This is a genomic window from Streptomyces sp. NPDC047841 (assembly GCF_040704085.1).
Classification (GTDB): domain Bacteria; phylum Actinomycetota; class Actinomycetes; order Streptomycetales; family Streptomycetaceae; genus Streptomyces; species Streptomyces argyrophylli.
Genome location: NZ_JBEYRP010000045.1, coordinates 1 through 23,062 on the forward strand (window position 1 = coordinate 1; position 23,062 = coordinate 23,062).

At 70.8% G+C, this 23,062-nt stretch carries 18 protein-coding genes and 5 pseudogenes; 11 read left to right on the forward strand and 12 right to left on the reverse strand.

The window, feature by feature from the left end:
* Positions 1-240: 240 nt before the first annotated feature.
* The 3 genes from AB0947_RS39675 to AB0947_RS39685 all read right to left on the reverse strand — a co-directional run bounded on the left by AB0947_RS39675 (position 241) and on the right by AB0947_RS39685 (position 3,738).
* A complete protein-coding gene (locus AB0947_RS39675; protein ID WP_366755250.1) occupies positions 241-1,008 on the reverse strand; it encodes a hypothetical protein in 768 nt (255 codons plus the stop codon).
* 56 nt (positions 1,009-1,064) lie between these two features.
* The gene (locus tag AB0947_RS39680) at positions 1,065-1,712 is read right to left on the reverse strand and encodes a tetratricopeptide repeat protein (RefSeq protein ID WP_366755251.1); all 648 of its coding nucleotides are present in this window, start codon (positions 1,710-1,712) and stop codon (positions 1,065-1,067) included.
* Positions 1,713-2,181: 469 nt separating this feature from the next.
* The gene (locus AB0947_RS39685; RefSeq protein WP_366755283.1) at positions 2,182-3,738 is read right to left on the reverse strand and encodes a glycosyltransferase family 39 protein; all 1,557 of its coding nucleotides are present in this window, start codon (positions 3,736-3,738) and stop codon (positions 2,182-2,184) included.
* Between the two features lie 853 nt (positions 3,739-4,591).
* On the opposite strand from AB0947_RS39685, the pseudogene AB0947_RS39690 reads away from it, so the two are divergent.
* Both AB0947_RS39690 and AB0947_RS39695 read left to right on the forward strand, forming a co-directional pair.
* Positions 4,592-4,787 (forward strand): annotated as a pseudogene (locus AB0947_RS39690) (amidohydrolase); the annotation flags it as partial.
* A gap of 141 nt (positions 4,788-4,928) precedes the next feature.
* Positions 4,929-6,881 (forward strand): Ig-like domain repeat protein, encoded by a 1,953-nt coding sequence (locus AB0947_RS39695; RefSeq protein WP_366755252.1) that lies wholly within the window; start codon positions 4,929-4,931, stop codon positions 6,879-6,881.
* Between the two features lie 2 nt (positions 6,882-6,883).
* Here AB0947_RS39695 and AB0947_RS39700 read toward each other — a convergent pair.
* The 4 genes and pseudogenes from AB0947_RS39700 to AB0947_RS39715 all read right to left on the reverse strand — a co-directional run.
* Positions 6,884-7,289, reverse strand: a pseudogene (locus AB0947_RS39700) (hypothetical protein); the annotation flags it as partial.
* A 75-nt stretch (positions 7,290-7,364) separates the two neighbouring features.
* A pseudogene (locus tag AB0947_RS39705) lies at positions 7,365-7,559 on the reverse strand (DciA family protein); the annotation flags it as partial.
* A gap of 197 nt (positions 7,560-7,756) precedes the next feature.
* Positions 7,757-7,906 carry a hypothetical protein gene (locus AB0947_RS39710; protein ID WP_366755253.1) on the reverse strand — a complete coding sequence of 50 codons (150 nt, stop codon included), beginning with the start codon at positions 7,904-7,906 and terminating at the stop codon, positions 7,757-7,759.
* Positions 7,903-8,739 (reverse strand): ATP-dependent DNA ligase, encoded by an 837-nt coding sequence (locus AB0947_RS39715; RefSeq protein ID WP_366755254.1) that lies wholly within the window; start codon positions 8,737-8,739, stop codon positions 7,903-7,905. The genes AB0947_RS39710 and AB0947_RS39715 overlap by 4 nt, the downstream gene beginning before the upstream one ends.
* Before the next feature lie 73 nt (positions 8,740-8,812).
* Between AB0947_RS39715 and AB0947_RS39720 the strand changes: the two genes are divergently transcribed.
* Both AB0947_RS39720 and AB0947_RS39725 read left to right on the forward strand, forming a co-directional pair.
* Positions 8,813-8,998, forward strand: a complete 186-nt coding sequence (locus tag AB0947_RS39720; RefSeq protein WP_366755255.1) for a hypothetical protein — start codon at positions 8,813-8,815, stop codon at positions 8,996-8,998.
* Positions 8,999-9,359: 361 nt separating this feature from the next.
* Positions 9,360-10,040, forward strand: a complete 681-nt coding sequence (locus AB0947_RS39725) for an SMI1/KNR4 family protein (protein WP_366755256.1) — start codon at positions 9,360-9,362, stop codon at positions 10,038-10,040.
* A gap of 620 nt (positions 10,041-10,660) precedes the next feature.
* On the opposite strand, the gene AB0947_RS39730 is transcribed toward AB0947_RS39725, so the two are convergent.
* On the reverse strand, positions 10,661-11,218 hold the full coding sequence (locus tag AB0947_RS39730) for a TetR/AcrR family transcriptional regulator (protein WP_030399878.1): 558 nt from the start codon (positions 11,216-11,218) through the stop codon (positions 10,661-10,663).
* A gap of 97 nt (positions 11,219-11,315) precedes the next feature.
* Here AB0947_RS39730 and AB0947_RS39735 point away from each other — a divergent pair, with 97 nt between their 5' ends.
* The gene (locus AB0947_RS39735; protein WP_366755257.1) at positions 11,316-12,116 is read left to right on the forward strand and encodes an SDR family oxidoreductase; all 801 of its coding nucleotides are present in this window, start codon (positions 11,316-11,318) and stop codon (positions 12,114-12,116) included.
* A 24-nt stretch (positions 12,117-12,140) separates the two neighbouring features.
* Here the strand turns inward: AB0947_RS39735 and AB0947_RS39740 are convergent, their stop codons facing one another.
* Positions 12,141-13,034, reverse strand: coding sequence for an IS982 family transposase (locus AB0947_RS39740; protein WP_366755258.1), 894 nt, complete (start codon positions 13,032-13,034; stop codon positions 12,141-12,143).
* A gap of 504 nt (positions 13,035-13,538) precedes the next feature.
* Here AB0947_RS39740 and AB0947_RS39745 point away from each other — a divergent pair.
* Positions 13,539-13,985 carry a peptidase inhibitor family I36 protein gene (locus AB0947_RS39745; protein ID WP_366755259.1) on the forward strand — a complete coding sequence of 149 codons (447 nt, stop codon included), beginning with the start codon at positions 13,539-13,541 and terminating at the stop codon, positions 13,983-13,985.
* Between the two features lie 471 nt (positions 13,986-14,456).
* Here AB0947_RS39745 and AB0947_RS39750 read toward each other — a convergent pair whose 3' ends face one another.
* On the reverse strand, positions 14,457-15,002 hold the full coding sequence (locus tag AB0947_RS39750; RefSeq protein WP_366755284.1) for a lamin tail domain-containing protein: 546 nt from the start codon (positions 15,000-15,002) through the stop codon (positions 14,457-14,459).
* Between the two features lie 492 nt (positions 15,003-15,494).
* Between AB0947_RS39750 and AB0947_RS39755 the strand changes: the two are divergent.
* The 4 genes and pseudogenes from AB0947_RS39755 to AB0947_RS39770 form a co-directional block, all read left to right on the forward strand.
* Positions 15,495-15,698, forward strand: a pseudogene (locus AB0947_RS39755) (IS256 family transposase); the annotation flags it as partial.
* A gap of 30 nt (positions 15,699-15,728) precedes the next feature.
* Positions 15,729-16,529, forward strand: coding sequence for an alpha/beta hydrolase (locus tag AB0947_RS39760; protein WP_366755260.1), 801 nt, complete (start codon positions 15,729-15,731; stop codon positions 16,527-16,529).
* A gap of 188 nt (positions 16,530-16,717) precedes the next feature.
* Entirely contained in the window at positions 16,718-17,431 is a 714-nt protein-coding gene (locus AB0947_RS39765) for a hypothetical protein (RefSeq protein WP_366755261.1), read from the forward strand.
* Between the two features lie 44 nt (positions 17,432-17,475).
* On the forward strand, positions 17,476-17,949 hold the full coding sequence (locus AB0947_RS39770; RefSeq protein WP_366755262.1) for a transposase family protein: 474 nt from the start codon (positions 17,476-17,478) through the stop codon (positions 17,947-17,949).
* A 2,931-nt stretch (positions 17,950-20,880) separates the two neighbouring features.
* On the opposite strand, the gene AB0947_RS39775 is transcribed toward AB0947_RS39770, so the two are convergent.
* Both AB0947_RS39775 and AB0947_RS39780 read right to left on the reverse strand, forming a co-directional pair.
* Positions 20,881-21,843 (reverse strand): PIN domain-containing protein, encoded by a 963-nt coding sequence (locus tag AB0947_RS39775; RefSeq protein ID WP_366755263.1) that lies wholly within the window; start codon positions 21,841-21,843, stop codon positions 20,881-20,883.
* A 207-nt stretch (positions 21,844-22,050) separates the two neighbouring features.
* Positions 22,051-22,599, reverse strand: a complete 549-nt coding sequence (locus AB0947_RS39780) for an SMI1/KNR4 family protein (RefSeq protein ID WP_366755264.1) — start codon at positions 22,597-22,599, stop codon at positions 22,051-22,053.
* Between the two features lie 80 nt (positions 22,600-22,679).
* On the opposite strand from AB0947_RS39780, the pseudogene AB0947_RS39785 reads away from it, so the two are divergent.
* Positions 22,680-23,003: pseudogene (locus AB0947_RS39785) on the forward strand (ATP-binding protein); the annotation flags it as partial.
* Positions 23,004-23,062: the final 59 nt, after the last annotated feature.

A 23,062-nucleotide genomic window follows, 5' to 3' on the forward strand; every position in this document is an offset into this window, starting at 1 on the left:
GGATCAATGTGCTGTTCGCAATGCTCCGCGACGGCACCTTCTACGAACCCAGAACCCCACGCCTGGCTTGACGAAAGACATAGAGGCACCCCCCCAGAACGGCGAACGTGTTGCGGGTGCCAGCTCGAAGCGTTCGCCAGCGGCGCGGCGGGCGGGACAGGCCGGCGCTCGGCGGGGTCAGAGTCGGGCCCGGGAGAGCAACTGTGGACGTTCACGTAATGCCTCACGTCCACGGTCACGTTATTCCCCAGGGCGTGATCGTGTGAGGCCCGTTCCGACCCGGTTCAGCATCTGGCCGAGCAGATGGAGAGCTCGGGCTGGTGTCGGTGCTCCGCGGGAGGTGCCCTTCCAGTAGGCGTCGGTGAGCGACTCGACGGTCGCGAGGGTGTGGTCGTCGTTCTCGGCAGCCAGTACCAGGATGAAACGCACGTAGTCGCCGATGTCGGTCCCCTGTGGGTGTTGCTCGACGAAACCCCGAAGCCGTGGGATCAAGGCGGGCAGCGTGCGGGCAGTAGGGAACACCACGGCGAGTCCCGCGAGTGCCAGCCGGACCGCAGGGCATTCGGCTGCCCATCGGGCGAGCAGGTCCGGTGTGCAAGACCGGACCGCCTCGCGGGCTCGGTCCTCGCTCTCCGGATCTGCATGCCGCGGTGAGTTGGGCCAGCAGTCGGCCAGGTGGCGGTCGGTGACGGTGGCTGTGCTGAACAGTAGGTCGATCGCTTCGAACCGCTGCTGTGGTGGCACCCGGTCATCGACGGCTAGGGCCGCCAGCAGAGGGACGCCGTCGGCGGTGCCGGGCTGGCAGGTGTCCTGGTGGAGGATCTCGTTGTAGAAGTCGCCGAGGAAGGACCTGTCGTCCGTCCAGAACGGGTCGACCGAGGACTGGAACAACATCGCGGCCTGCTGCGGCCGCGGGTCTGTCAGACGGTCCGCGATGACGTCCCGGAAGACCCGCCGGATTGGCGGCTCGTCCGGCAGGCCGTTCCGGTCGGAGGTGTGCGTGTTCATGGCCAGCGCAGCCTACTGCTGGGGGCTGAGGTCGTCGCGCAGTTCCTCATCGGAGGTTAGGAGCGGATGAGCGTGCGTGCTCGCTCGATCCATCCCGACACGGCGTTGGCGCCACAGCTTTCGGCAACCGACTGGGCGTCGTCGAGGTGATCGAACGCCGCCGATGGGTTGCCGGTTTCGGCCGCGAGGTAGGCCAACGCCACCAGGCCGGCAGCTTCCCCTGGCCTGAAACCGATCTCCCGGCGCAGGGTCACCGATTCGGTCAGCCGCTCGCGGGCCTGATCGAAGTGGCCTGCGTCTTTGTCGGCGAAGCCAAGGTGGCGAATCGCGTACGACATCGTCATCCGGTCGTCGACGGATTTCGCCAGTCTGTATGACCGCTCGAAGTACGGCCTGCCGGTGGTGCCGTCGCCCTTGACCACCTGGTGCCAGCAGCCAACCCAGAACAACGCGTCCGCCTCACCCGACGCATCCCCCAGACGCTCGTACAACTCGGCCGCGCGCTCGAACAACGCGAGTTCCTCGCTGTTCTCCTCGCGGTCGTTCAGGAAGCGGACGTGCAACACCTTGCCGCGCGCCATGCAAAGCGGCGCCTCGACCGCGTTCAGCAGGTCATCGGACCGTTCCAGCGCGGACGTGTCCCCGCCGAACATCGCCGCTTCGAACAGCTCTCCCGCACGTTCGACCGAGCCCTGTCCCTGCATGCCCTTACCCCTCCCGTTGGACCATGGCAGCGCCGAGGTTATCCTCAGGTCACCGTGGAAGACGGAAGCTTTTAGCGGCCGCGCGCGCCCCTCGGCGCCCAACCTGGCCGTCGGCCTCTTTCGGAGAGTCTGGCTTGGGCAGCCGAGGCCAGCCGTCCAAGGCTTTCGCAACAGGCCTACCACGTCGGAGCGGATCTCGTCCCGTGCATGACGCACCAGATCCTTGCAGGCCGGTGGACTGCAGCGGATCTCGTTGCGCCGCTGCGGCCACTTACGTGGGTGGGTAGAAGTCATGGCCGTGCCGTCCTTGGCGTCGGCCCCCAGCCCGGAGCCGGCGCGCACCGCGCGACGCCGCGGCCGATCAGGCCGACCAGCACGGTCCGTATCATCGTGCCGTCGGTCGGGCGGGATCCTGCGGCCTGGCCCGGAACGGGCGCAGCGTACGGGGGTAGAACTGATGCTGAGCCGATCAGTCGTAGATGTCACGCTCGGGTGCGCACAAAGGGTTCGTCGCCGCGACGTCACGGCGGATGAAGATCGCCGATTCGCCGCCGTTCACCGGGATCACCCAGCAGAGCCGGTAGTGCCGGCGCAGAACGTCCCGCTTGGTGATTTCTGCCGGGGTCTGGTCCAAGGGCTGGCCGGGGCGGTCACGCAGGACGTTGATCTCACGATGCCTGAGCATGCGCCGGCGGATGACGTCCGGGGACGCCTCGACACCGTACAACGTGCCTGAGGCCGCTGGCGTCTGACGCAGCGCGATGTCGTCGAGCGGCCCGAAGGCGGCGGGCCGGGCAAGCACCCACGCGCGGCGGCGCGCGGGCTGGAAGAGGACCGGTTCGGGATCTCCGGGGACGGTGACGGTGAGTCCCCAGTAGCTCTCCACGGTGTCGGTGCGGCTGGCCGGGGAGCGCAGGTGCCAGTACCAGGGGCCAAGTGATGAGAAGAGGGCGAAGGCCGCGGCTGCTGCGGCGTACAGCCGGTGCCGCCTGCGCACCGGATCCGCCTGTGTTCGCACGATCCGTTGCCAGTGCCGTACGGCCTGGCCGACCAGGAGCGCCAGCCCGGACATGCCGTACAGGACGTAGCGGTCGACGTACCACGGGTGGACGAGGGACACGGTCAGCAGGAACCCGGCCGGGACGGTCACAAGCGGCACACCGATCGCCGGAAGCGTCACTGCCCGGGGCGACCCACGGTCCTGCCGGCGAAGCGAGACTCCGAGGGCGGTCGTCACGGCGGCAGGAACCACGAATCCCAGCCAGTCCTGCAGACTCGGACGGCCCAGCCAGTCCAGCTGCGCGGACGCCTGACCAATGCTGACCACGGCCAGCGGAGCCACGGCACAACCGACACAGGTGATCACCCACGCCCAGCGCCACCCGAGGCGGCGCACGCGGCCACTGCTCCAGAGCGTCACGGCGTGGGCGAGGACGACCAGCAGGGCGAAGACGTGCAGCCAACCGCCCAGCAGGAGCAACACTGCGTACCCGACCCACCAGCGTCGTCGCTCGTCCTGCAGGGCGCGCACGAAGAACCACGTCGCCCACACGACCGCAGCACTCACCAAAGCGTATGAGCGGGACTCTTGCGCGTAGAACTGCACCTGCGGGACACACAGGAACGCTGCCCCGGCCACAAACCCGGTCACCGGATCACCGAGCCTGCTACCGATGGCCTGGACCCCCACAACAGCGGTCAACGTTCCGAGCACCGACAGCACTCGCAGCGACAGGACACCGTCGTCCCACACCGCAAGCACGAGATGCGCCAGGAAGTAGTACAAGCCATGGACAGCATCGATGTTGTGCACCAAATGCCACAACTCGCCAAGGGAGCGTCTTCCCACCGCATAGCTCACGGTCTCGTCCCGCCAGGACGAGGCGTCACGGTCAAGCTTCCACAGACATACAAGCCCGACCAGCGACACGAGGAGGACCGTGAGCAGCCGCCGACACCATCGGTTCAGACGATGCTCGTCATGGAACGGATGCTGCAGGTCGTGCGCCGCCCGAGTCTCCAGCATGCTGAACACCGCCGCCCCAGCATCCCGCAGCAGAGACAGCAACAACCCTAAGCGCACGAGTAAAGACCGATAACGCCGGAGCTCGACGACCGGCGCAACAGATTCCCTCACGATCAACCTCCACCGTCCTCAACCGAGTTGTGCCGTCAACCTGCACCTGCCGGAACATACCGGCTCCCCCAGTCCTGAGTCCGTGTTCGGGAGCCTTGACCGAGTCCCACCGGCGACCCCGCGTCTTCGATGGTTCAACCTCGGATAGTCGACACTGCGGCGCGTGGCGTCCCGCATGCCGAAGATGATCAGGCCACCGCACGGGGGGCCATCACGGCGCGCCCTGGGGCTGGGAAGTGGTTCGCCGAGGCTGGCTCTGCTTCGCAAGCCAACCGCTCCCGGCACGGGTCCGGTAGAGACTCCCGGCCCGCCCCGGTCCGGCACCTACGGTGACGCGAAGGCGGCAGCGACCCCTTTCGGTAAAGCCGTGAGACCACGTTGCGGCCCGGGCTGGTGCGCAGGCGACGGCGCGGAACAGGGCGGGAAAGCGGGGAGACGCGGCGCGGCCCACGCGGGCGCAGGACAGGGCCGGACGGCCAGGGAAGGAGGCACGGAACCGGCGCGGCCGGGCGCCAGGTCGACCGAGAGGCCAGCGCGCGGCCGCAGCGGTGCGGCACAGCCGAAGACCGAGAGCAGCGGGAGGGCGGCAACCGTCGCATGGGCACGTGGGGGCATGAAGCCGGCGGCGGGTACGGGCGGATGGTGTGACCGGCACGGGCCCCCGCCTGCGAGCCCGACGAGACGGCCCGCGACCGCCGAACGGATCTGGACAGCGACGGACGGCCGAGCCCGAACCGCCCGCCCGTACTCGTACTGGTTCGTCACCACGACCCCGGCGCCCGTGTGTGAGAGCAGGCGCCCGGCGACACCCTCCCGGAGAAGTTCGCGGCCGTCCCGAGCAACCACAGCCCCCATTTTTCGCACCCGATCTGTCCGTGATCGCCCCCGGTGTCCGCACGCTCGTCTCCGGGGCCCTGGCGCTGTTGTCGGTGGCATGACCTAGTCTTTGCGCACCCGCCACACGAGGCACACGGTCAGCTCACACCACGCGCGGTCAGATCGGCGTGCGTGCCCGCATGGCGCCCACTCTTCTTTCGTTCCGGGGGGTTCGAATCAGCGTGCGCATACGCACTCTTCCCGTGGCCGCGGCACTCGCGGCCCTCATCGGCTCGACGGCGATCGGCTCGCTGGCGCTCGCCACACCGTCGTACGCCGACGCCAACCTGCCCCTTCCGCTCTCGGACGCCGGCTACACGGTGGCGGACGGCGTCCACCAGCACCTGTTCCTCGCCGACAGCTCCCACAACCAGATCGTGGTCACCGACTCCACGGGCAAGGTGACCGGCACCATCACCGGCCTGCCCCAGGTCAGGGACCTCGTGCTGAGCCCCGACAGCAGCACCCTGTACGCAGCCGTCTACGGCGCCGACAAGATCGTCGCGATCGACACCGCGCAGCTCAAGCAGACCGCCGAGTACCCGACCGGCGCCCACACAACGCCCTCCCACCTGGCCTACGCAGACGGCAGGATCTGGTTCGGCTACGGCGACCAGTGGGACTCCGGGCTGGGTGTGGTCGACCTGACCGCCGCGACCCCGACGGTCACCCTCGACCTGAACGCCGGCCACGACTACGCCAGTCCGCCCAAGGTGTACGCCGACCCGGACAACCCCGGCACGCTGGTCGCGCTGGACGCGGGCATCAGCTCGGGCCCGGTCATCGTCTACGACGTCTCCTCCGGCACCCCGGTGATCCGGGTCACCGAGGACAAGGGCGGCTTCTACAAGGACGCCGCGCTCACCCCCGACGGCCAGGACATCGTGGTCGCCGGCCCCGGCACCCGCGCCCTCACCGAGTACCGGCTCTCCGACCTGTCCGTGGTGCGCACCTACCCGGTCAAGGACGAGCCCGAAACGGTGAGCATCGCCCCGGACGGCACGATCGCGGCCACCGTCCTCGACACCGACGACATCGGGGACACCTACGTCTTCACCGGCGGCCCCGACAAGCCCAGCGTCCGCAACGTCTCCCACAACTGGATGCCGGGCACGCACGCGATCAGCTGGTCGGCGGACGGCAGCAGGCTGTTCGTGCAGACGGGCTCCGGCGGGTCCATGGGACTGCACCGGATCGACGAGCCGCGCAAGTACGAGACGGCCCTGACCGTCGACGCCCCCTCGACCGCGCCCCGGGCCAAGTCCCTCAAGGTGACCGGCAAGCTCACCTCCGGCCTGTCCCTGCCCGCGGGCACCCCCCTCCAGGTCACCCGCACCGACATGGACTCGCCGAAGGGCAAGTCCCTCGGCACCAAGCCGCTGGGCAGCGGCGGCACCTTCTCCTTCACCGACACCCCGCCGGCCGGCGGCAAGGTCACGTACACGGTGACGTACGCGGGCGACGCCGCGCACACCGCCGCGCAGGCCGCCGACGCGGTCTCCGTCTCCCGCGGCAAGGCGTCGCTGACGCTGACCAACAACGGCAAGGTATACGACTACGGCAAGGCCGTGAAGTTCACCGCCCACCTCGGTACGACGTACAAGAACCGCACCGTGGGGATCTGGGCCGACCCCTTCGGCTCCGACCGGCCGAACAAGCTGGTGAAGTCCGGCAAGGTCGACTCCCACGGCAACCTGTCGGTCACCGTGAACCTGTACCGGGACACCAAGCTCACCGCGAAGTTCGGCGGCGACTCGCGCTACAACCCGGCCTCGGCGGTCAGCACGGTCGGGGACCGGGTCAGCGTCTCCACCTCGGTGAGCGGCCAGTACAAGGCGAAGAGCACGTGGGGCCACACCTACTACTTCTTCCACAAGTCCAAGAACCCGCTGATCACGACGAAGATGACGTACTTCCCGGGCCGGGCGCAGAAGTTCGAGTTCGAGGTGTACTACCAGGGCAAGTGGTACCCGGGCGATCCCGCGTACTTCAAGCTGGGCGGCGACGGCGTCTCCCGGGTGCAGATCACCGGCGACCACGGCAAGGACGTCGGCTGGCGCTTCCGTGTCCGCTCGTCCTACGTCGACGGCACCTCCGGTGACACCGTGAACTCCACGACGCACGGCGCCTGGAAGTACTTCACGTTCACGAAGTAGCCCTAGCGGGTCGCCTGGAGCTGGCGCAGCTGCCGCTGGACGTTCTCCAGCACGCCGCGCCGGCGGCGCGGCACCCGCAGCCGCAACTGGGCCACTGCGGGCCCCAATTCACGGGTCCGCGCCGGGTCCGTGATCCGGGCTCACCGGTGGGGCGCCCGGTCCACGCCGCCTCCACGGCAGGCGAATCCACCGCCTGCCCCGCCTCCAGCCGCACCCCGGCCACGGCCAGCCAGGCCCGGCAGCTGCGCACCGGGTCCCCAGCGAACATGCGAGGTCCGCGCGGACCTCGCTCCTGTGCAGGGCCGCTTCCGAGGCGGGCCCTCGGGAGCGGACGGCGACGGCCTCGTGTCGGGCCGCCACTGCGTCGGCGTCGGCATGCCGGCCGGCCTGGACGGCGGCACTGATGGCGGTGGGCACCCCGTACCGCTGCATCGCCGCAACGTGTGCAACGATGCCCGCTATCTCCGCACGGTGGGCGAGCAGCTCGTTGACGCGCGCCGTCAGCGACGCGCCGATCAGTCGGATCTGGGTGCGCCAGGCGGGGCTTGTACAGCGCACGTGCGGGCGCGCGTGACTGTCGACGCCGACCGGCTCCACGTGCCGGGCCACGTCATCGCCGACTGCGGGAGACCACCAGGCATCCAGATCACCGAACCACTCCGGTTGAGTAAGGGGCATGCCTCGCGCCCTCCTCGGGCCGTTCTACGAGGCGAGGTGTGCTCACGCCATGGGACCCGACCCGGCCGAAAATACCGTCGTGTCAACTGCGGGGAAGCCGCGACCCGGGCGCGGCGGCCTGGGCCCGGGTGGAGCTGTGGCCCGAGAGGTGCAGGCACGGCGCCGCCGCCCGCGGCAGCGACGGGCGTGACTTCGGGCTAGACCCCCGGGGGCGGCAGCTGCTGGGGGCTCAGGTCGTCGCGAACGCGCAGGTAGCGGACGGGATGCCGATAGCGGCCCTCGTCCACCGCGGTGTCCCCGGCGAACTCGACCACCACGTCGGGGACGACCGGCCGGTGGTCGATCACCTCGCAGGTGCCCCACCCGGCCAAAAGGCGGCGGTGCTGCCAGGGATGGTCAGCGCCGCCCGGTACAGCAGGCCGCCGACCTCCCGCCGGGCAGTCGCCGACAGCGGTGCCGTTCGCGCGATGAACCGCAGTCGGCCCGACTCGTCGTAGCGGCCCAGCAGGAGCGTCGACGGGGCGGTCACCCGACCCGTCACCGAGGCGACGACCGCTTCCGCGCTGGCCCGGGCACGCACCTTGATCCAGCCCCTACGACCCGGCTGGTACTTCTGGGCCAGGCCTTTCACGACGACGCCCTCGATGCCGGCCGCGCCCCACACCGGGTCGAGCCAGTCCTCGGCGGTCGCCCGGTCGGTGGTGGCCGGGCACAGCACGAACGGCGCGGCCAGCACCTCCTCGGCGAACAGCTCCTCCAGCAGCGCGCGCCGCGCTCGGTAGGGCGCGTTGAGAAGCGGGCCGTCGGCCGTGTCGAGGACGTCGAACACGATCAGGTGCGCCGGCGCGGTCCGGGCGGCCTGCCGGGCACCGACGCCGCGACGGCGGGCCCGGGCCTGAAGCCGGCCGAAGTCGAGGCGGCCCTTCGTGGCGACGACCAGCTCGCCATCGAGGACCAGCGGTGCGGGCAGGGCTCGGCCGGCCGCCGTGATCTCGGGGAAGGCACTGCTGAGGTCGGCGCCGTTCCTGGACTGCAGGTACGCGCGACCGGGACCCGCGAAGAGCACCGCGCGGTAGCCGTCGGGTTTCTGCTCGAAGGCCAGCCCGCCCGGCAGCGCCCGCTCGGGCGGGAGCCCGGGGCGGGCCTCGGCGAGCATCGGCTGGACGGGAGGAGACAGCACAGTCCCGGTGTATGCCGGACGGGCACCGGTCGCACCCGGGCCGCTGTCAGTGCCACCAGCGATGATGCCGTTTATGACGATCACCATGCGCAGCTACAGCTTCACCTGGACCGACCCCGATGGCACCCCCCGCGCCTCCGCCGTCGCCTACGACGAGGTCTCCGCCGGCCGGCGGCGGGACGAACTGGAGAAGGCTGGGGCCGGTGACATCGAGAGAGTTGAGGTGAAGCCCGGCGAGCTGCCGGCCCCGCGCCGCTGAACCGCGCACCACTGTACGGACAGGGCAGGTCGTGCTCAACGCGGCCGGGCGGGATGTGCTCGCAACGTTCTCGGTCGGCGTAGCCGGCCCCGGCCGCGCCGACGACACGACCGGGGCCGGCGCGGGGCGGCGGTGGACACGGCGGCGGGGCACCTCGGCGCGGTCCAGGACCGGCTGCCCGGGGGGACGGCGTGGCCGGGGGCGAAGTCTCGGGGCAGCGGGGGGTGTCTAGGACGGTCTTCTTTGGCCCCGCTGTGACGGCTTCGTCTGGCCCCGGGTAGGAACGGTTCAAATTGGCCCCACCTGGCTTTCAGGAGGCCCCGTCGACGTCAATGCCGGTGGCGGCACCTACCTTTTGCTCATGATTGATCAGCAGTGGGTGGGCATCCGTCAACGCGTCGAGGCTTTGAGGACGTCCCCTGCGAGCAACGACGTGTTCGGGGCCTTGGGGCACAAATGGGTTCTGGAGCAGCCGCTCAGCCACGCCGAGCTCGCAGAGCTCGAGGCGCAGATGAAGGTGACGCTGCCGGAGGACTTCCGAACCTTCCTCCTGTGTGTCGGCGCGGGTGGCGCTGGGCCCGCCTATGGCGTTTTCCCGGTGCGGCGAGTGCAAGGCCGCTGGCGGTGGGAGGGCGACGGCGCCGAGCTGGCAGATCTTTCCCGGCTTGCCGAGCCGTTTCCCGAGCAGGGTCCAGACCCGAAGCTACTGGAGGAACTGGCGGCCCAGTGCCCCGAGGAAGAGGACTTCGACGAAATCGAAGAGTTCGACGACGCCATCGAGGCGTGGGACGAACGCTGGGACGCTGTCATGTTCAACCCTGATCGCACCGTCGGCGCCATCGTCATCTCCCACCGCGGCTGCGCCCTGCGTAACTGGCTGGTGATCAGCGGCGCGCACCGAGGCACGATATGGACCGACGATCGTGCGGACGAGGCTGACCTGGCCCCCCTTCGGGGTGAGGACGGGACTCCAATGACCTTCGCTCGCTGGTACACCGACTGGCTGCGTCACGCCGAGCGCACAGCGCTGGAAGCAAGCTGAGCACCCGGAGTCGCCCCACCGTGCACGGGCAATCAGAGGCTCGTGCACTCGTTAGGAGTAGTGCGGTATTCCCGGATTCACGACCGGGATCACGCTGTGCGAGTTCGTGATCACGGCCGCGTCAGAAGGCCGGGTTTGCAGAGTTGTTGGAGCGGATCCGTCGCGACCGGCGGTTGAAGAACGCCCCCCTCCGCGAGCTGGCCCGCCGTTACGCGGTCCACCGCCGGGTGGTCCGCCAAGCCCTGGACAGCGCATTGCCGCCCCCAGCGCAAGGAGCCCGGGAGGCCCTGGTAGCCGGGGCGCAGGATCATGCGGCCCGGACGGCTTACCGGGCACGGGCCAGCTGGCGCAGCTCGCAGCGCGCCGCCTGCTTCGAGGGGGCGGTCTGCCAGGTGGAGTGGACCGACATCGTCGGTGCGCACCACGACATCGGGTGCGCGCCATCGGGTCCGCTCAGTGGCCGGTTTCCCGGCCGCGGTGCGGTCCGGGCTGAGGTGGTGCGCCTGCTGGCCCTCTAGACGAGTTGTTCCTAATGTTGCCGGGGTAAAAGGGCTGATCCACTTCGCCTCAGTCTTGGTCACTAGCAGCTGATACGGCGCCGTCTGCCCAGATCTGTGCTTTCAGGTCGCGTCGCCAAGCAGGGTCTGGAGGGCCTGCCGGAAGGCGGCGGTGTCGATGTCCTGGCCGATGGCCAGGCGCTGCGAATATCCCGTGAGCATGGCGAGCAGTGCGCCGGCCACGCCGGAGGGGTCCGGCGAGTCGGGCAGGCCGCGGGCGCAGCGGTCCTGGCGGATGAGCCCGGCGACCTTCTCCTGGTCCTTGGCCAGTTGCGCCCGGATCTGGGCGGCGAGGTCGGGCGAGACGGCGGCCTCGGCCCAGACCTGCGCCATCAGCCGGGCGTGGCCGCCGTGGCGGGCGCGGACCCGGTCGAGCAGTTCGGCAGCGTCGCGGATGCTGGCGAGGTCGATGAGGTTATCCACGGCGTCCTCGCAGACGGCCGCCACCAGGTCGTTCTTGCTGGGGAAGTAGCTGTAGACCGCTCCGGTGGACAGTCCGCTGGCGGCGACGATCTCACCGGTGGAGGTCTGGGCGAAGCCCTTGGCCGCGAACACCTCGCGGGCGGCGGCCAAGATCTGCCGGCGCCGGGCGTCGCGGTGCTCCTGGGTAACCTTGGGCATAAAAGAACGACCTCTCGTTTTATTATAGAGTGAGGCCCATCCTAACCCGCCGCCGGCTCTCGGAAAGCGGCGCCGTCCGACGAAGGAGTTGTGTCTCATGACATCCACCACCGTGACATCCGCCTCTGGGCCAGCTGGCGAGTTCGCCGACGTTCGAGTCCTGGTCACCGGCGGCACGAAGGGAATCGGCGCGGCTGTCGCGGTCCGGTTCGCCGAGGCCGGGGCCGATGTCGTCGTCGCGGCCCGCACGCCGGTCGACGAGCCGCTGGCCGGCAGGTTCATCGCCGCCGACATCGCCGCCGCCGACGGGACCGCCATCCTCGCCGCGAAGGCGACGCAGTTGCTCGGAGGAATCGATGTCCTGATCAACAACGCCGGCAGCCAGACGTACATCCCAGGCGGGGCGCTCGACGCGGCCGACGACGACTGGTACCGCGACCTCGACACCAACCTGATGTCCGCGGTCCGCCTGGACCGGGCCCTGTTGCCGGGGATGATCGCGCAAAACCGCGGGGTCATCATCCACGTCACGTCGGGCCAAGCGCGCCTGCCCGGCCCCGCGTCGCTCCCGTACGCGGTGGCGAAGGCTGCGACGACCGTCTATAGCAAGGGCCTGGCCAACGAGGTCGGCAAGCACGGGATCAGGGTGAACACCGTCGTCCCCGGACTCATCGAGACCCCGGCCGTCACCCGGCGTCTGGACCAGATCACCGCCGACAGCGGCCTGGACGCCGAAACGGCCCGCCGGCAGCTGATCGACCGGGTCGGCATCCCGCTCGGGCGCCCCGGCCAGCCCGCCGACGTCGCCGAACTCGTCGCGTTCCTCGCCTCCGACCGCGCGGCGTTCCTCACCGGCAGCCAGTACGTCGTCGACGGCGGCAGCATTCCGACGGTCTAGCCAGGCGCGAAGTTCCTGATCGGTTCAGTGGTCGTAGGCGATCAGTGATCGGGGGACGGTTGCACCGGTCTTGTTGTTGTGCCAGATCGCTGCGGCCAGGGCCAGGACGCGTTGGGCGACGCGGACCGCCACACCTTCGATGGTGCGTGCACCGTGTTGCTCCAGGTCGAGCTGACCCTTGAGGGTGTCGTTGACCGACTCGATCAGTTGGCGGACCTTCTTGAGTACCGGCTCGCCGTACCGCTGCCTCTCCCGCTTGCGCGAGGGCCGCAGCAGCTCGATGCCTCGCCCGGCGAGGGCCTTTTCGAATGGCTTGGACGCGAAGCCCTTGTCCGAGATCAGCACGATGCCCTCGCGGTCGGCGACCAGGTCGGCGTCGACCTCCAGCATCGCCGCAGGGACCTCGCGCTCGCCTATCTTCGGGTTGGCCAGCGCCCACATGATCGGCAATCCGGTCGGGGTGCACACCAGGTACAAGCGTAGGCCCCAAAAGAACCGGGAGTGGCAGGCGCAGTAGCCGTAGCCGGCCCAGCCCGCGAGATTGGAACGCTGCACGGTCGGGCGCGACATCCCGCACGGCACCGGAGTCGAGTCGGTGATCCAGAGGTTGTCGAACCAGAAGTCGCTATCCATCGCCAGTTCCCGGATCATGCGCTTAACCAGCCCGAGCGTGGAGCGGAGCCGCTTGTTGTAGCCCGCGCGCTGCGGCAGGTACGGGAACATACCCGTCAGGTGCTTGTTCGCGTAGCGCAACCAGCGCGACTCAGAGTGGTAGCCGAGCAGGGCCTGGGCCACGGCCAGGCAGACGAGTTCGGAGTCGCTGAGCAGCGGCGGCCTGCCCATGCATCGGGTTCCCCCGATCTCGTCGTCGATCTTCACATACAGTGCGGTCAAGAGGGTGTTCAGGTCTGTCGTCACACACGGATCTTGGACACCCTCGCCCCTTTGACGGGCCGAGACTTCGGATCAACTCGTCTAGGCCGGCCCTAAGGTCAGGGGCTGTCGCCGGCGGCGACCAGGCGGGACTCCCGGGCGCCGTCCAGGCTGATCTGTCAGGTGACTGGCCGACGTCGATCAGGTCCTCGCCCTTCAGCGCGATCCCGGTCAGGCGGGCGCGTTGCAGGCCGGCGGCGCCCCATCAACTGGTAGCGACAGTGCGCAGGTCCTCCTCGTGCGCGGAAGGTTGGGTCAGGCGGCGGGTCTTCTCCCACGTGGTGCCGCCCGCGAAGCGCAGAGTCAGGGCTGATCGCCCGGTCAGCATGACCGCGACGGCGTATCTGGAGACCGAGCTGGACGTCGAAGTTCAGAAGTGCGGCCCGGGAGGCGACGCCGTCGAGAGCCGCCCAGCGCCGACTCGCTCGTCTGAATGAACATCGACGCGAAGCGGAATGGCGAACCGTTCCGCCAGGACAGGCCGATGCCATGAGACTTCTGCCCACACCACGGCCCCGCACCGGCAGGACCGCGCTGCTCGCCGTTGCCGTCCCGGCCGTCCTGGCCGCATCACTGACCGGCCTCGCACCCGCCCACGCCACGACCACCCCGGGCTCCGCCGCCGTGGCCCGGGACCAGATCGCGTGCCCGCGCGGGTTCGTCTGCATCTACCCCGACATCAACTTCAACGGCCAGCCCTACGTCAAACGCGCCGTCGACGGTTCGGTGCGGCACCTGCCCGACTACATCCGCGGCAAGGGCAGCTCCATCATCAACAACAGCGGCCGCACCGCACGCGTCTACCAGAAGGACAACTACTTCGGCCGGCACGTCTGCGTCGGACGCGAGGGCGGCACTATCGGCGACCTGCGTTCCTACCAGCTCAACGACAGCACTCACAGCCTGCGCAACAACGACACCCCCTGCGGCGCCTGATAACCGCCCTGCACAGGTCCGACCGTCTGCCGGCCGCCGGCCGGCAGGCCCTCGGGTTCGGCCCTCCGCCTACGCCGGTTCAACCGCCTGGTCCAGGGGCCGGCCGCATGGCCCCGACACGAAAGTCTTCCTGGGGACTGACCCCGTAGACCGACCCGCCGGGCGCCGAGGCCCGCAGCGGCGGTGGGAGGAGGCAGCAGCGGCCGGTCACGGCGTCCGGCGGGACGGCAGGGCGCCGGAACGGGCCGAACCCCGCAGACCGGGCGGACCGGCATCCGCGCCCCGGCCAGCGGCCGCGGCACCCCCGGGCGCCGCCCCAGGACGCGACGCGCGCAGGAACAGGGGGGAACGGCCCACCACACCCGGCTGACCCCGCCGCGAGCGTGCGGAAGGTGGGCCGCCCCCGCACGAGGCGACCCACCCTGGACAGCGCCCGTCTTGCGGGCCGACGTCATCTACCGCCGTGCGAGGTCAGTCACGGTGTCCGTCGCGGTGGCCGCCGCCATGACGCCAGCCGTCACCCCGGTGGCCGCCGCCGTGACGCCGGTCGTCACCGCGGTGGTCACCACGGTGGCGCCGGTCGTCACTGCGGTGGTCTCGGTCGTAGCCCCAGGAGACCTCGTCGACGAACCGGTCGCGGTCGTTGCGCAGGGTCGCGGTGTCGGAGTGGTTGTCCCACACGTACGCCCGCCGGTCCTGGTACACGTCCGACCTGGTGTCACGGCCGATGCCGGTGTGGACGCGGACGGTCGCGCGGCCGTTCAGCCGGTAGTGGTCGAAGGTGTAGGTGTGGCCGTCCTCGTCGGAGAGGGTCCAGCCGTCCAGGTTCACCGCCCGCCGCGAGTCGTTGGTCAGCTCCACCCACTCCCCGTTCAGCGAGCGGTTGGAACGGTCGTCCCGGCCCGGGGAGTCGTACTGCACGTCGCTGATGTAGACCACCGGGCGGTGATGGTGGCCGTGGTGGTGGTCGGCGGCCGACGCCGGCAGCGCCACCGCCCCCACCACCGCAGCAGCCACACCGGCGACGGCGGTCACACGACGGACGGAAGAAGAAACGGACACGAAGGTCCCCCTTCAAGGTGCGCACACCCAACCGAACCCGCGGCATCGAAGCCACGGTTCAGCCCGGTGCGTTGTGCTGGTGCGCAGCCGGTCGGCCGCGCACCCACACCCTGCAGCCCGCGCCTCGCCCTGTGAGGGAAATGCGAAGGGCATTACAGTTTCTGCAAAATTCTGTGACATTCGCCTGCAATGGCCATCGAAGTCTCTTTCACGGCAAGTTGACGGGGGTGTCGGAGGCCACTGCCCTTGAGATTGCTGGCCTCAGACAACGCATCGCCGAGGTCCGCCACCCCACCGCTGCGAGCCGGTTCACCCGAAAGTGAGTAACAGCCTTTCTGGCACGACACCCCGTCGGATACGTGCCGGACTCCGGCCCGGTGGCGGGCTCCAGCAGCGAGCTGCCGCTGGCGTGGTGTCGTCCTCGTTGATTACCGTAAGCACGGGCGGTTCGCCACCGTCCGGCTGCGGACCGAGGTCACCCGCGGCGCCGGCTCCCGCGCCGCAGCCCTGGCCATGGTCCTGAAGCTCGTCGATTCCGCCCAGGTCCCGTGGCGGGCCGTGAACGCGCCCCACCTCGTCGCCCTCGTCCGCGCCGGAGCCCGCTGCGAATGCAGCCAGCTCGTCGAACGCCCCGAGGCGGTTGCGGCATGATCGAGGCCAGCCGATTCCCTGGGGGCCGACGTGGCATGGTCTGAACACGTGGTGGTGCGAGACGACGTCCGGCTTGCCTGCCGGGACTGGGGCGGTCCGGGACAGCCCATCGTGTTGCTGCACGGCCTGGCCGGTCACGCGGGTGAATGGGATGTGCTGGCACGGAGCTTGAACTCCAGATACCGGGTCGTCGCGGTCGACCAGCGCGGGCACGGCGCCAGCGAGCGCCACCCGCAAGACGTCTCCCGCGCCGCCTACGTCGCCGACGTCATCGCCATTGTCGATCAGCTGGCGCTGCGGCGGCCCGTCCTGGTCGGCCAGTCGCTGGGCGGGCACACCGCCATGCTCACCGCCGCCGCACATCCCGAGCGTGTCCGCGCGCTCGTGCTCATCGAGGCCGGACCCGGCGGCCCAAACCCGGACGGCCCCGCAGACATTGGCGGATGGCTCGACTCATGGCCGACACCATTTCCCTCACGCGAAGCGGCAGCCGCATTCCTCGGCGGCGGACCGGTCGGCGTAGGCTGGGCAGCCGGGCTGGAGGAACGCGAGGACGGATGGTGGCCCCGCTTCGACCGGGACGTGATGGTCCGCTTGCTGGCGGAGAACGCCCAACGTTCCTTCCGGCTCGAGTGGGGGCAGGTCACCTGCCCAACCCTGGTCGTCCTGGCCCAATCCAGCTTCATCCCCGCGCAGGAAGCCGACGAGATGCTCCGGCAGCGACCCGCCACCATGGCCATGAGCATCCCCGGCACCGGCCACGACCTGCACCTGGAACAGCCCGAGATCCTGCACTCCGCGCTCGCGGACTTCCTCGAGGGCCTCGCCTGAAACCCCTACGCGGTCACAACGACACCCAGGGCTTCGGCGTAGTCGGCGGGCGTCCATTTCATGATCACATGAGATAACGAGAGGGAGAGTGGGCGGTTCCTGCTCATGTCCATTGCGCCCCGGAGCCCTTGCGTCTCCTCATACCGTCGGGTGGAGCGAGCCGACTGCGCTAGGAGATGATCCCGTGCGTGGCTGAAGAGGCAGGTGCAGACGCGGACGACGCTTGCGCATGGGCTGAGCGACTGGGTTGGGCGTTCGGGCTCATAGCAGAGGATCCCGCTGCGAGAGGTGCAGCGCTCGTCCATCTGGCGGAGGCCCAGAGGAAGGTCGCGGACGCGCTCGCCCGGTCCAACGAGATGTGGCTGCTGACGCGGCCCCTGGGAACGGACGAGCAGTACCAGGAGTCGGCCTTCCTGCAGGCACGCCGGAGGCACCAGCAAGCCCAAAAGCGTTCGCTGCCCGATGGGGTGTGGGGTGGTCCTGTGGACGGGGATCTGGCGGCGTGGCAGGGGCTGCCCTATGTCCTGCTCTTCCTGGAGTGGGAGGCGAGGTACCCGCTGGAGTGGACCCAGCATGCGAAGGCGTGGGGTACGAAGCAGAACCTGATCCGGAAGGTGGCCCGCGCTCGCCACGAGGAGGCGACCAAAACGAAGCTCACTGACCTGGTCGAGATCATCGTCCACCGGGCGTATCGCTGCAAGGACCGCGAATACGTGCGGGTCGCCCGGGCTGTCGACAACGCTGACCTACGGGACAGGCTCGATCGGGCAGCCGATTCGGACAATCCTTGGGCCCGGTGCCACGCCGGGTATGTGCTCTGGCTCCTTGACCGCCCTGACCTGCCGAACACCCGTCATGTCTGGCAGACCTGGGTGGCAGGCGAGGCTGCAGCGTTGCTATGACCGGGCACGATGCGAGGAAGGTTCCCGTGATCATGGAGTGCTCTATGCCCCGTGCCTGGAAGACCGTGCCTGCCGACGCATCCCTGATTCCGCCTGCCCTTGACCTGCTCCGCGAGCACTCCGACGTGGGGCCCGGGGAGGTGCCCGGTCTGCTGGAGTGGCTGGCTCGGGTGCCGGATCCGCGCGGCGTGCGCCATGCCCTGGCCGTCGTCCTCACGCTGACCGGCTGCGCGGTGCTGACCGGCGCCACCTCGCTGCTGGCAGTCGGCGAGTGGATCGCGGACGCCCCGCCCCACGTGCTGGAGCGACTCGGCCTGCGCCCCGATCCGGTACACCGTCCTCGCACGCGCCTGGAGCGCGGGTACCGGCGAGGAGAAGGCCGGGCGGGCGCGGGCGCCGAGGCCGCCGTACGCCCCAAGCCAGTCCGGAAGCCGGCGAGGTGCATACCCGGGCGCGGGGGATCACCACCGGGACGGGACCGCGCGGCGTGGTGCAGCGGCGCGGCCCGCGCAGCCTGAGCGTGGTCGGGCGGGGGCCTCCAAGAAGGTTCAGGCGGCGGCCGGCAGCCGCGGGCCTGCGTCAGCTGACCGCCCCACCCGAGCACCCCGGCACCAGGCCACGGGCCAGACTCAGCTTGCCGGAGACAGCCGGGCGGCCCCAGCGGACGGCCCGGCCGGGACCGCGCACGGGGCGCACGACGAGCAGCCACATGGGCGCGGGCGGCCCGACCGCAAGGCCCAGCGGCACGACGGGGCGCGCGGGCCGGCACAACGCGGCAGCGACACTGCGGCCCGGGCGCGGCCAGGTGCAGGGCACGGGCGGGGGCGGCGGCCGGGCGCGGGGCGCGGGACGGGCATGGCGCGAGCGCGACGTGGCCGCGACAGGACGGCCGGCACGGGGAGTACGGCTACGGGCGCGGGAACTACGGCGGCGGGCGCGAACGCGGCCAGGCCGGGCCGGGCCGGGCAACGGGCGGCCTGCGGACACGGCACCGCACGGCCACCGGGCGCAGCGGACGCGGGGTCAGGACACGCGCGAGCCCCAGCGCGCGGCAGGCGGCTCAGCGCGCGGCCGGGAGGCCGGTGCGGGCACGACGCAGCCCGGCGGTCCGGTCCCATGCGGGGAGGACCGGACGGCGGGCGGCGGTGGCCGCCGGACCTGCCGAGGGCGGCCGCAAGGAAACGGCACGGTGGCGCAGCGGCACGGCGCGGGCGCAGCAACGGCTCGGGCGAGGCCGGGGCCGCGGCGGGCGGACACGCGGCGGGCGGGACGGCGGCCCGGGCGGGACGGGCGGGGCACGGCCACAGGACGCGGGACGGCCGATCGGCCTGGTCTCCGCAGGCCGGCGCAAGCCTCCGGACGGCCAGCGACCAACGCGGCGCGGTGGCCGGCGGAAACAGGAGGGACGGGCCAGGACGAAAGCACGGCACCGGCGGCCGGGCGGACGGTGGCGACAGGACCCGGCAGGCACCCCGAGCCGGCAGCCGATGGTCCGACGGCTCACGGCCGACAGCCGACGACGGGCGACGCGGGCCGCGGCGGGCAGTAGCGGCCGGTGGCCGACGGCGCAGGCGGTGGCGGCCGGACTGCCGAGGGCGACCGGGAAGACGCGGCACGGCGGCGCGGCTCGGGCGCAGCGACGACCCGGGCGGCCGGACAGGCGGCGGGCGGGACGGCGCACGCAGGCCCAAGGCCGGCGGGACGAGACGCCGCAGGCCGGCACAGCGCGGCGGCCCGTCCACGAGCGGGCGGGGAACAGCGCGCCCCGGCGCGGGCGGGCGCGGGCCCGCCAGGCGACCGGGGAACGGCGCGGAGGAGACGGCGACGGGCGCGGAGGCGGCGCGGCCGGGCCGGGCCGGCGGGCGCAGCGGGGGCCGGGCCCGACCAGCGGCCCGGCGAGACGGCCTGGCGCGCGGCCGGGAGGAAGCGGGTCGGCGGCGCGGCACGAGCGCAGCGGCGACCCGGGCGCGGCAGCGGCTCGGGCGGCCGGACAGGCGGCAACGGTACGGCGCACGCAGGCCCAAGACCGGCGGGACGAGACGCCGCAGGCCGGCACAGCGCGGCGGCCCGTCCACGAGCGGACGGGAACACGGCACACCGGCGCGGGCGGGAACGCACGAACACGGCGGGACGAGAGCGGGCCCGCCAGACCGCCGGGGAACGGCGCCGAGGCGCGGAGCGGGTGGGGCAGGCGCGGCGGCGGGCGCAGCATGCGGGGCGGACGGCGGGACGGGCGACGGCCGGCGGCCCGGCCTCCGCAACAGCGGACACGCGGGGAGCAGCACACTGGACGGACGGCGGCCCGGCGCCGCACGGCCGGACACCGAGCCGCCAGGACGCCGTACAGCTCGGCGGCAATCCTCCGAACGGCCAGAGACCGGCGCGGCCGCGGTGGGCGAGACGGCCGGGCGCCACCGACGGACGGCCGGTGCGGGCGGGGCGCGGTGGCCAGGGCGCGCGGCCGGAGGCCGGGGCGGACGGCCGGCGGGAGGTCACCATTTGGGCACGGCGCCGCGCGGCCACAGCACGGCCGGGGTGCGCCGGGGGCAGCGCGGAGGCACAGGAAGTACGGCGGCAGACCCGGGCCCAGGACGGTCGGCGCCCAGGACGACCAGCGGGCGAGGGCGGCTGGCGGGCGGGGGCGGGGCGGGCGGGGCGCGGCCACGGGACAGGAGACGGCAGCAGGCGACCGGAGGCCGGACGCGCGCCAACAGCCCTTGCACTCGCCGGTCACGTCCGCACGTTCGGGACGGCAGACCACCGACGGGCGCCGGAGGCCGGACGCAGACCGCCGCCGGCCGGGCCTGCCCGGCCGGAACCCGCGCAGGCCCGGCCGGCGGCATACGGCCCGACACGGCACGGCGGACGCGGCCACCACTGGGACAGCCGGGCGGCGGCCGGCCAGCGGGCGGGGACAGGCCCCAGAGGGAAGAGGCGACACAGCCCGGCGCAGGCTCAGGGGACGGCCAGGTAGAGGCGGTGACGGGATCGGCACAGCCAGCTCGGCCCACGCAGACGGGACGCGGGCGGGGGCAGAAGGGACGGGCCAGGACCACCAGCGCGGCCGGGCGGCGGCGACCGGGAGACCGGCACCCGGCCGCAGAGCTGCGGCCGGCCTGCCAGCAGTTCGCCGCCCCCAGGACGCCAGGCAGGCAGCGGGACGGCGGACAGGCGGCGGTCAGACGCCGCTCGGCCGGGGCGGTGCACCTGCGGTCGCCCGTACTAAACCGACCCGGCGCGGCCAGGACGCCCGGGCCTTGTACTCCAACCAGATTCACAGCGTGACGGATCTGCGCCGCGCCCTTGACGATGACGAACTGCAATACCTGCCCGGGCAGGGGCTGGGAATCGGTGGACTACAGCGCATTCATGATCGGATGCGCCGCCACCGGTGAGATCAAGCGCCCCTCACACGGCTTCGCAGCGATCAGCAGCTGCGCCGGACTTCTTCAGGTACCGGACGAGGCGTCGGGATTGGCCTCGCGGACGGCCTGCCTCTCGCGACGCTGAGCTCGCACACCGGTGCCCGGCTTGTCCAGCGCCTCCCAGTCGGGTTCCGGCCCGGGATCCTTCGCCGGGACCTTCGTCACCTTCAGGCCAGCGGCCCGCCCGCGCGTGTGCTGCCCGGTGTCGCAGGTCAACAGCCGGACATCGCGTGCGGCAAGCGGCTGGATGGCCACGGCCCGGTCGATGATCTCGTCGTCCGGAATGGGAAGGCGTACATGCCCGGGTGGGTCGAGGACGATTTCTACGGTCACTTCACCGCGCACCTCGCCGTCCTGCGAGACAAGGTCCTCCCGGCGCAGGACCCCGAACGTGGAACCGGCGAGGGTTTCATCCAGAAGGCCGAGCGTGTGGGAGGCACGCCAGCGGGCGCGCTGCTTGCCGGCCTCTTTGAGACCGTCGAGTTCGTCGACAACGACGATCGGGAACAGTAGCCGGATGTGCTCGCCGCTCGGCAGGCCGAGAACCTTGTGCAGATCGACGTCCGCCAACTTGTCGGGATTCTGGATGTAGAAGCTGGAGTCCGCGACCACGAACCACTCCCTGCCGTTCCAGCGGCCTATCTGCGCCTCGAGGGCGGCTTCGGCTTCCTCGAACGCCTGGATGCGTTCGGTGATTTCGAGGTCTACCAGGCCGTTGACGAGTCGCTGCTGGTCGGTGCCGGCGAGCGTGCCGCAGCTGCCGAGGAGGGCCTGATAGCGGCGGGTGAGGACGAGGTGGTCGAGGTCCCTGTCGCTGATCTGGGAGCGCAGCATGCGTGCCGCGTCAGTGGCCCATTCCAGGTATCGCAGAAGCCTGTCGAAGGCGCCCCCGGAAGGGCCTCGGAGGTTCTCGGCTTTGACACGGGTCTCGCGGAGCACGTTGCGGAGGTTCCTGCGGTCAACTCCCGGGCGGGGCGTGATGAGCATGCGTTGATCCTGCCAGGCGGAGACGGACGGTCGCGATATCGGTGCCCACCTCCCGCCGGCACCGGACAGCACGACGTCCCCTCTGCAGCCCGGCAGAGGGCAGGGAGCGGCCTCTGCCCTGAAGAACCTGGCTTTGTCGATGAGAACAGACAGCAGACGTTCACCGCTTCGGGGGTCCTCGAGCTGCGGCTGTGAAGGATGGTCCGTTCACTCCCACCAATCGTTGCCGCTGTGCCAGCGCCGCACCCACTCCTCGAAGCCCCATGCCTGGTCGCCAGGCGCAGGGATGGCGCCGACGTCGGCTACCATCCACACCTCGCCGCGGCGGGGACCGGTGGTCAGCAGGAGCCAGAACGACTGCCCGTCTTCGGACCCGAGAACGATGGATCCCTTGCTGAACACGGCGTCGATCCGCAGGTCCGGGGACTCGGGGTCGACGCTCTCGTCGTCCTCCCAGTTCCAGGCCGCCGCAAGGGGGAAGGGCTCCCCTGGCTGCCGCGGGCCGAGGTCGGGCCACGTGTCGGGCAGCCAGCCGAGCGGCTGGAGACCGCCGTCGCCGGCGGGACCGAGGCTAGACCCATTGCTGATCTCCGCGACGAAGGTCCTGTACGGCTCCGGAAGGACCACGCGGTTCTCCTCCTCCCACTGTGCGACGGCATCGTGGCCGAGCGCTGGTTCGCGCCATTCCGGCGGAAACGCAGCGTGCAGGAACTCGAGTGTGGCTTCGGCAGGACGCTGATCATGTGTGGCTGTCACGGCAGCATGCTGGCAGAAGGGCTGACAGCAGATCGCGGCCCCCACCCCGCAGCTGTGCTGCCCGAAGCCATAAATATCGGATCAAGAAGAGCCAACCGCTCTGCCTCATCGGCGACTCCGGAACCGGCAAGTCCCAGATGCTCATTGCGCTGGGCACCGAGGCCGCGATGCATGGCTACCGTGTCCGCTACACGCTCGCCACCAAGTTGGTGAACGAGCTGGTCGAGGCCGCCGACGAGAAGCGGCTGAACAAGACCATCGCCCGCTACGGCCGCGTCGATCTCCTCTGCATCGATGAACTCGGCTACATGGAACTCGACCGCCACGGCGCCGAACTCCTCTTCCAGGTCCTGACCGAACGCGAGGAGAAGGACAGCGTCGCCATCGCCTCCAACGAGTCCTTCGGCAAAGCGCACTTGTTCCGGTGAACCTGTGCGAGGTGGCGGTGAAGTTTCACAGGTTC

Bases quoted from the DNA above. Each gene is read 5' to 3' on its own strand.
- AB0947_RS39770 (WP_366755262.1), top strand. From the start codon at position 17,476: ATGCCCCGTGCCTGGAAGACCGTGCCTGCCGACGCATCCCTGATTCCG.
- AB0947_RS39775 (WP_366755263.1), bottom strand. From the start codon at position 21,843: ATGCTCATCACGCCCCGCCCGGGAGTTGACCGCAGGAACCTCCGCAAC.
- AB0947_RS39720 (WP_366755255.1), top strand. From the start codon at position 8,813: ATGACGATCACCATGCGCAGCTACAGCTTCACCTGGACCGACCCCGAT.
- AB0947_RS39735 (WP_366755257.1), top strand. From the start codon at position 11,316: ATGACATCCACCACCGTGACATCCGCCTCTGGGCCAGCTGGCGAGTTC.
- AB0947_RS39685 (WP_366755283.1), bottom strand. From the start codon at position 3,738: ATGCTGGAGACTCGGGCGGCGCACGACCTGCAGCATCCGTTCCATGAC.
- AB0947_RS39675 (WP_366755250.1), bottom strand. From the start codon at position 1,008: ATGAACACGCACACCTCCGACCGGAACGGCCTGCCGGACGAGCCGCCA.
- AB0947_RS39730 (WP_030399878.1), bottom strand. From the start codon at position 11,218: ATGCCCAAGGTTACCCAGGAGCACCGCGACGCCCGGCGCCGGCAGATC.
- AB0947_RS39725 (WP_366755256.1), top strand. From the start codon at position 9,360: ATGATTGATCAGCAGTGGGTGGGCATCCGTCAACGCGTCGAGGCTTTG.
- AB0947_RS39745 (WP_366755259.1), top strand. From the start codon at position 13,539: ATGAGACTTCTGCCCACACCACGGCCCCGCACCGGCAGGACCGCGCTG.
- AB0947_RS39680 (WP_366755251.1), bottom strand. From the start codon at position 1,712: ATGCAGGGACAGGGCTCGGTCGAACGTGCGGGAGAGCTGTTCGAAGCG.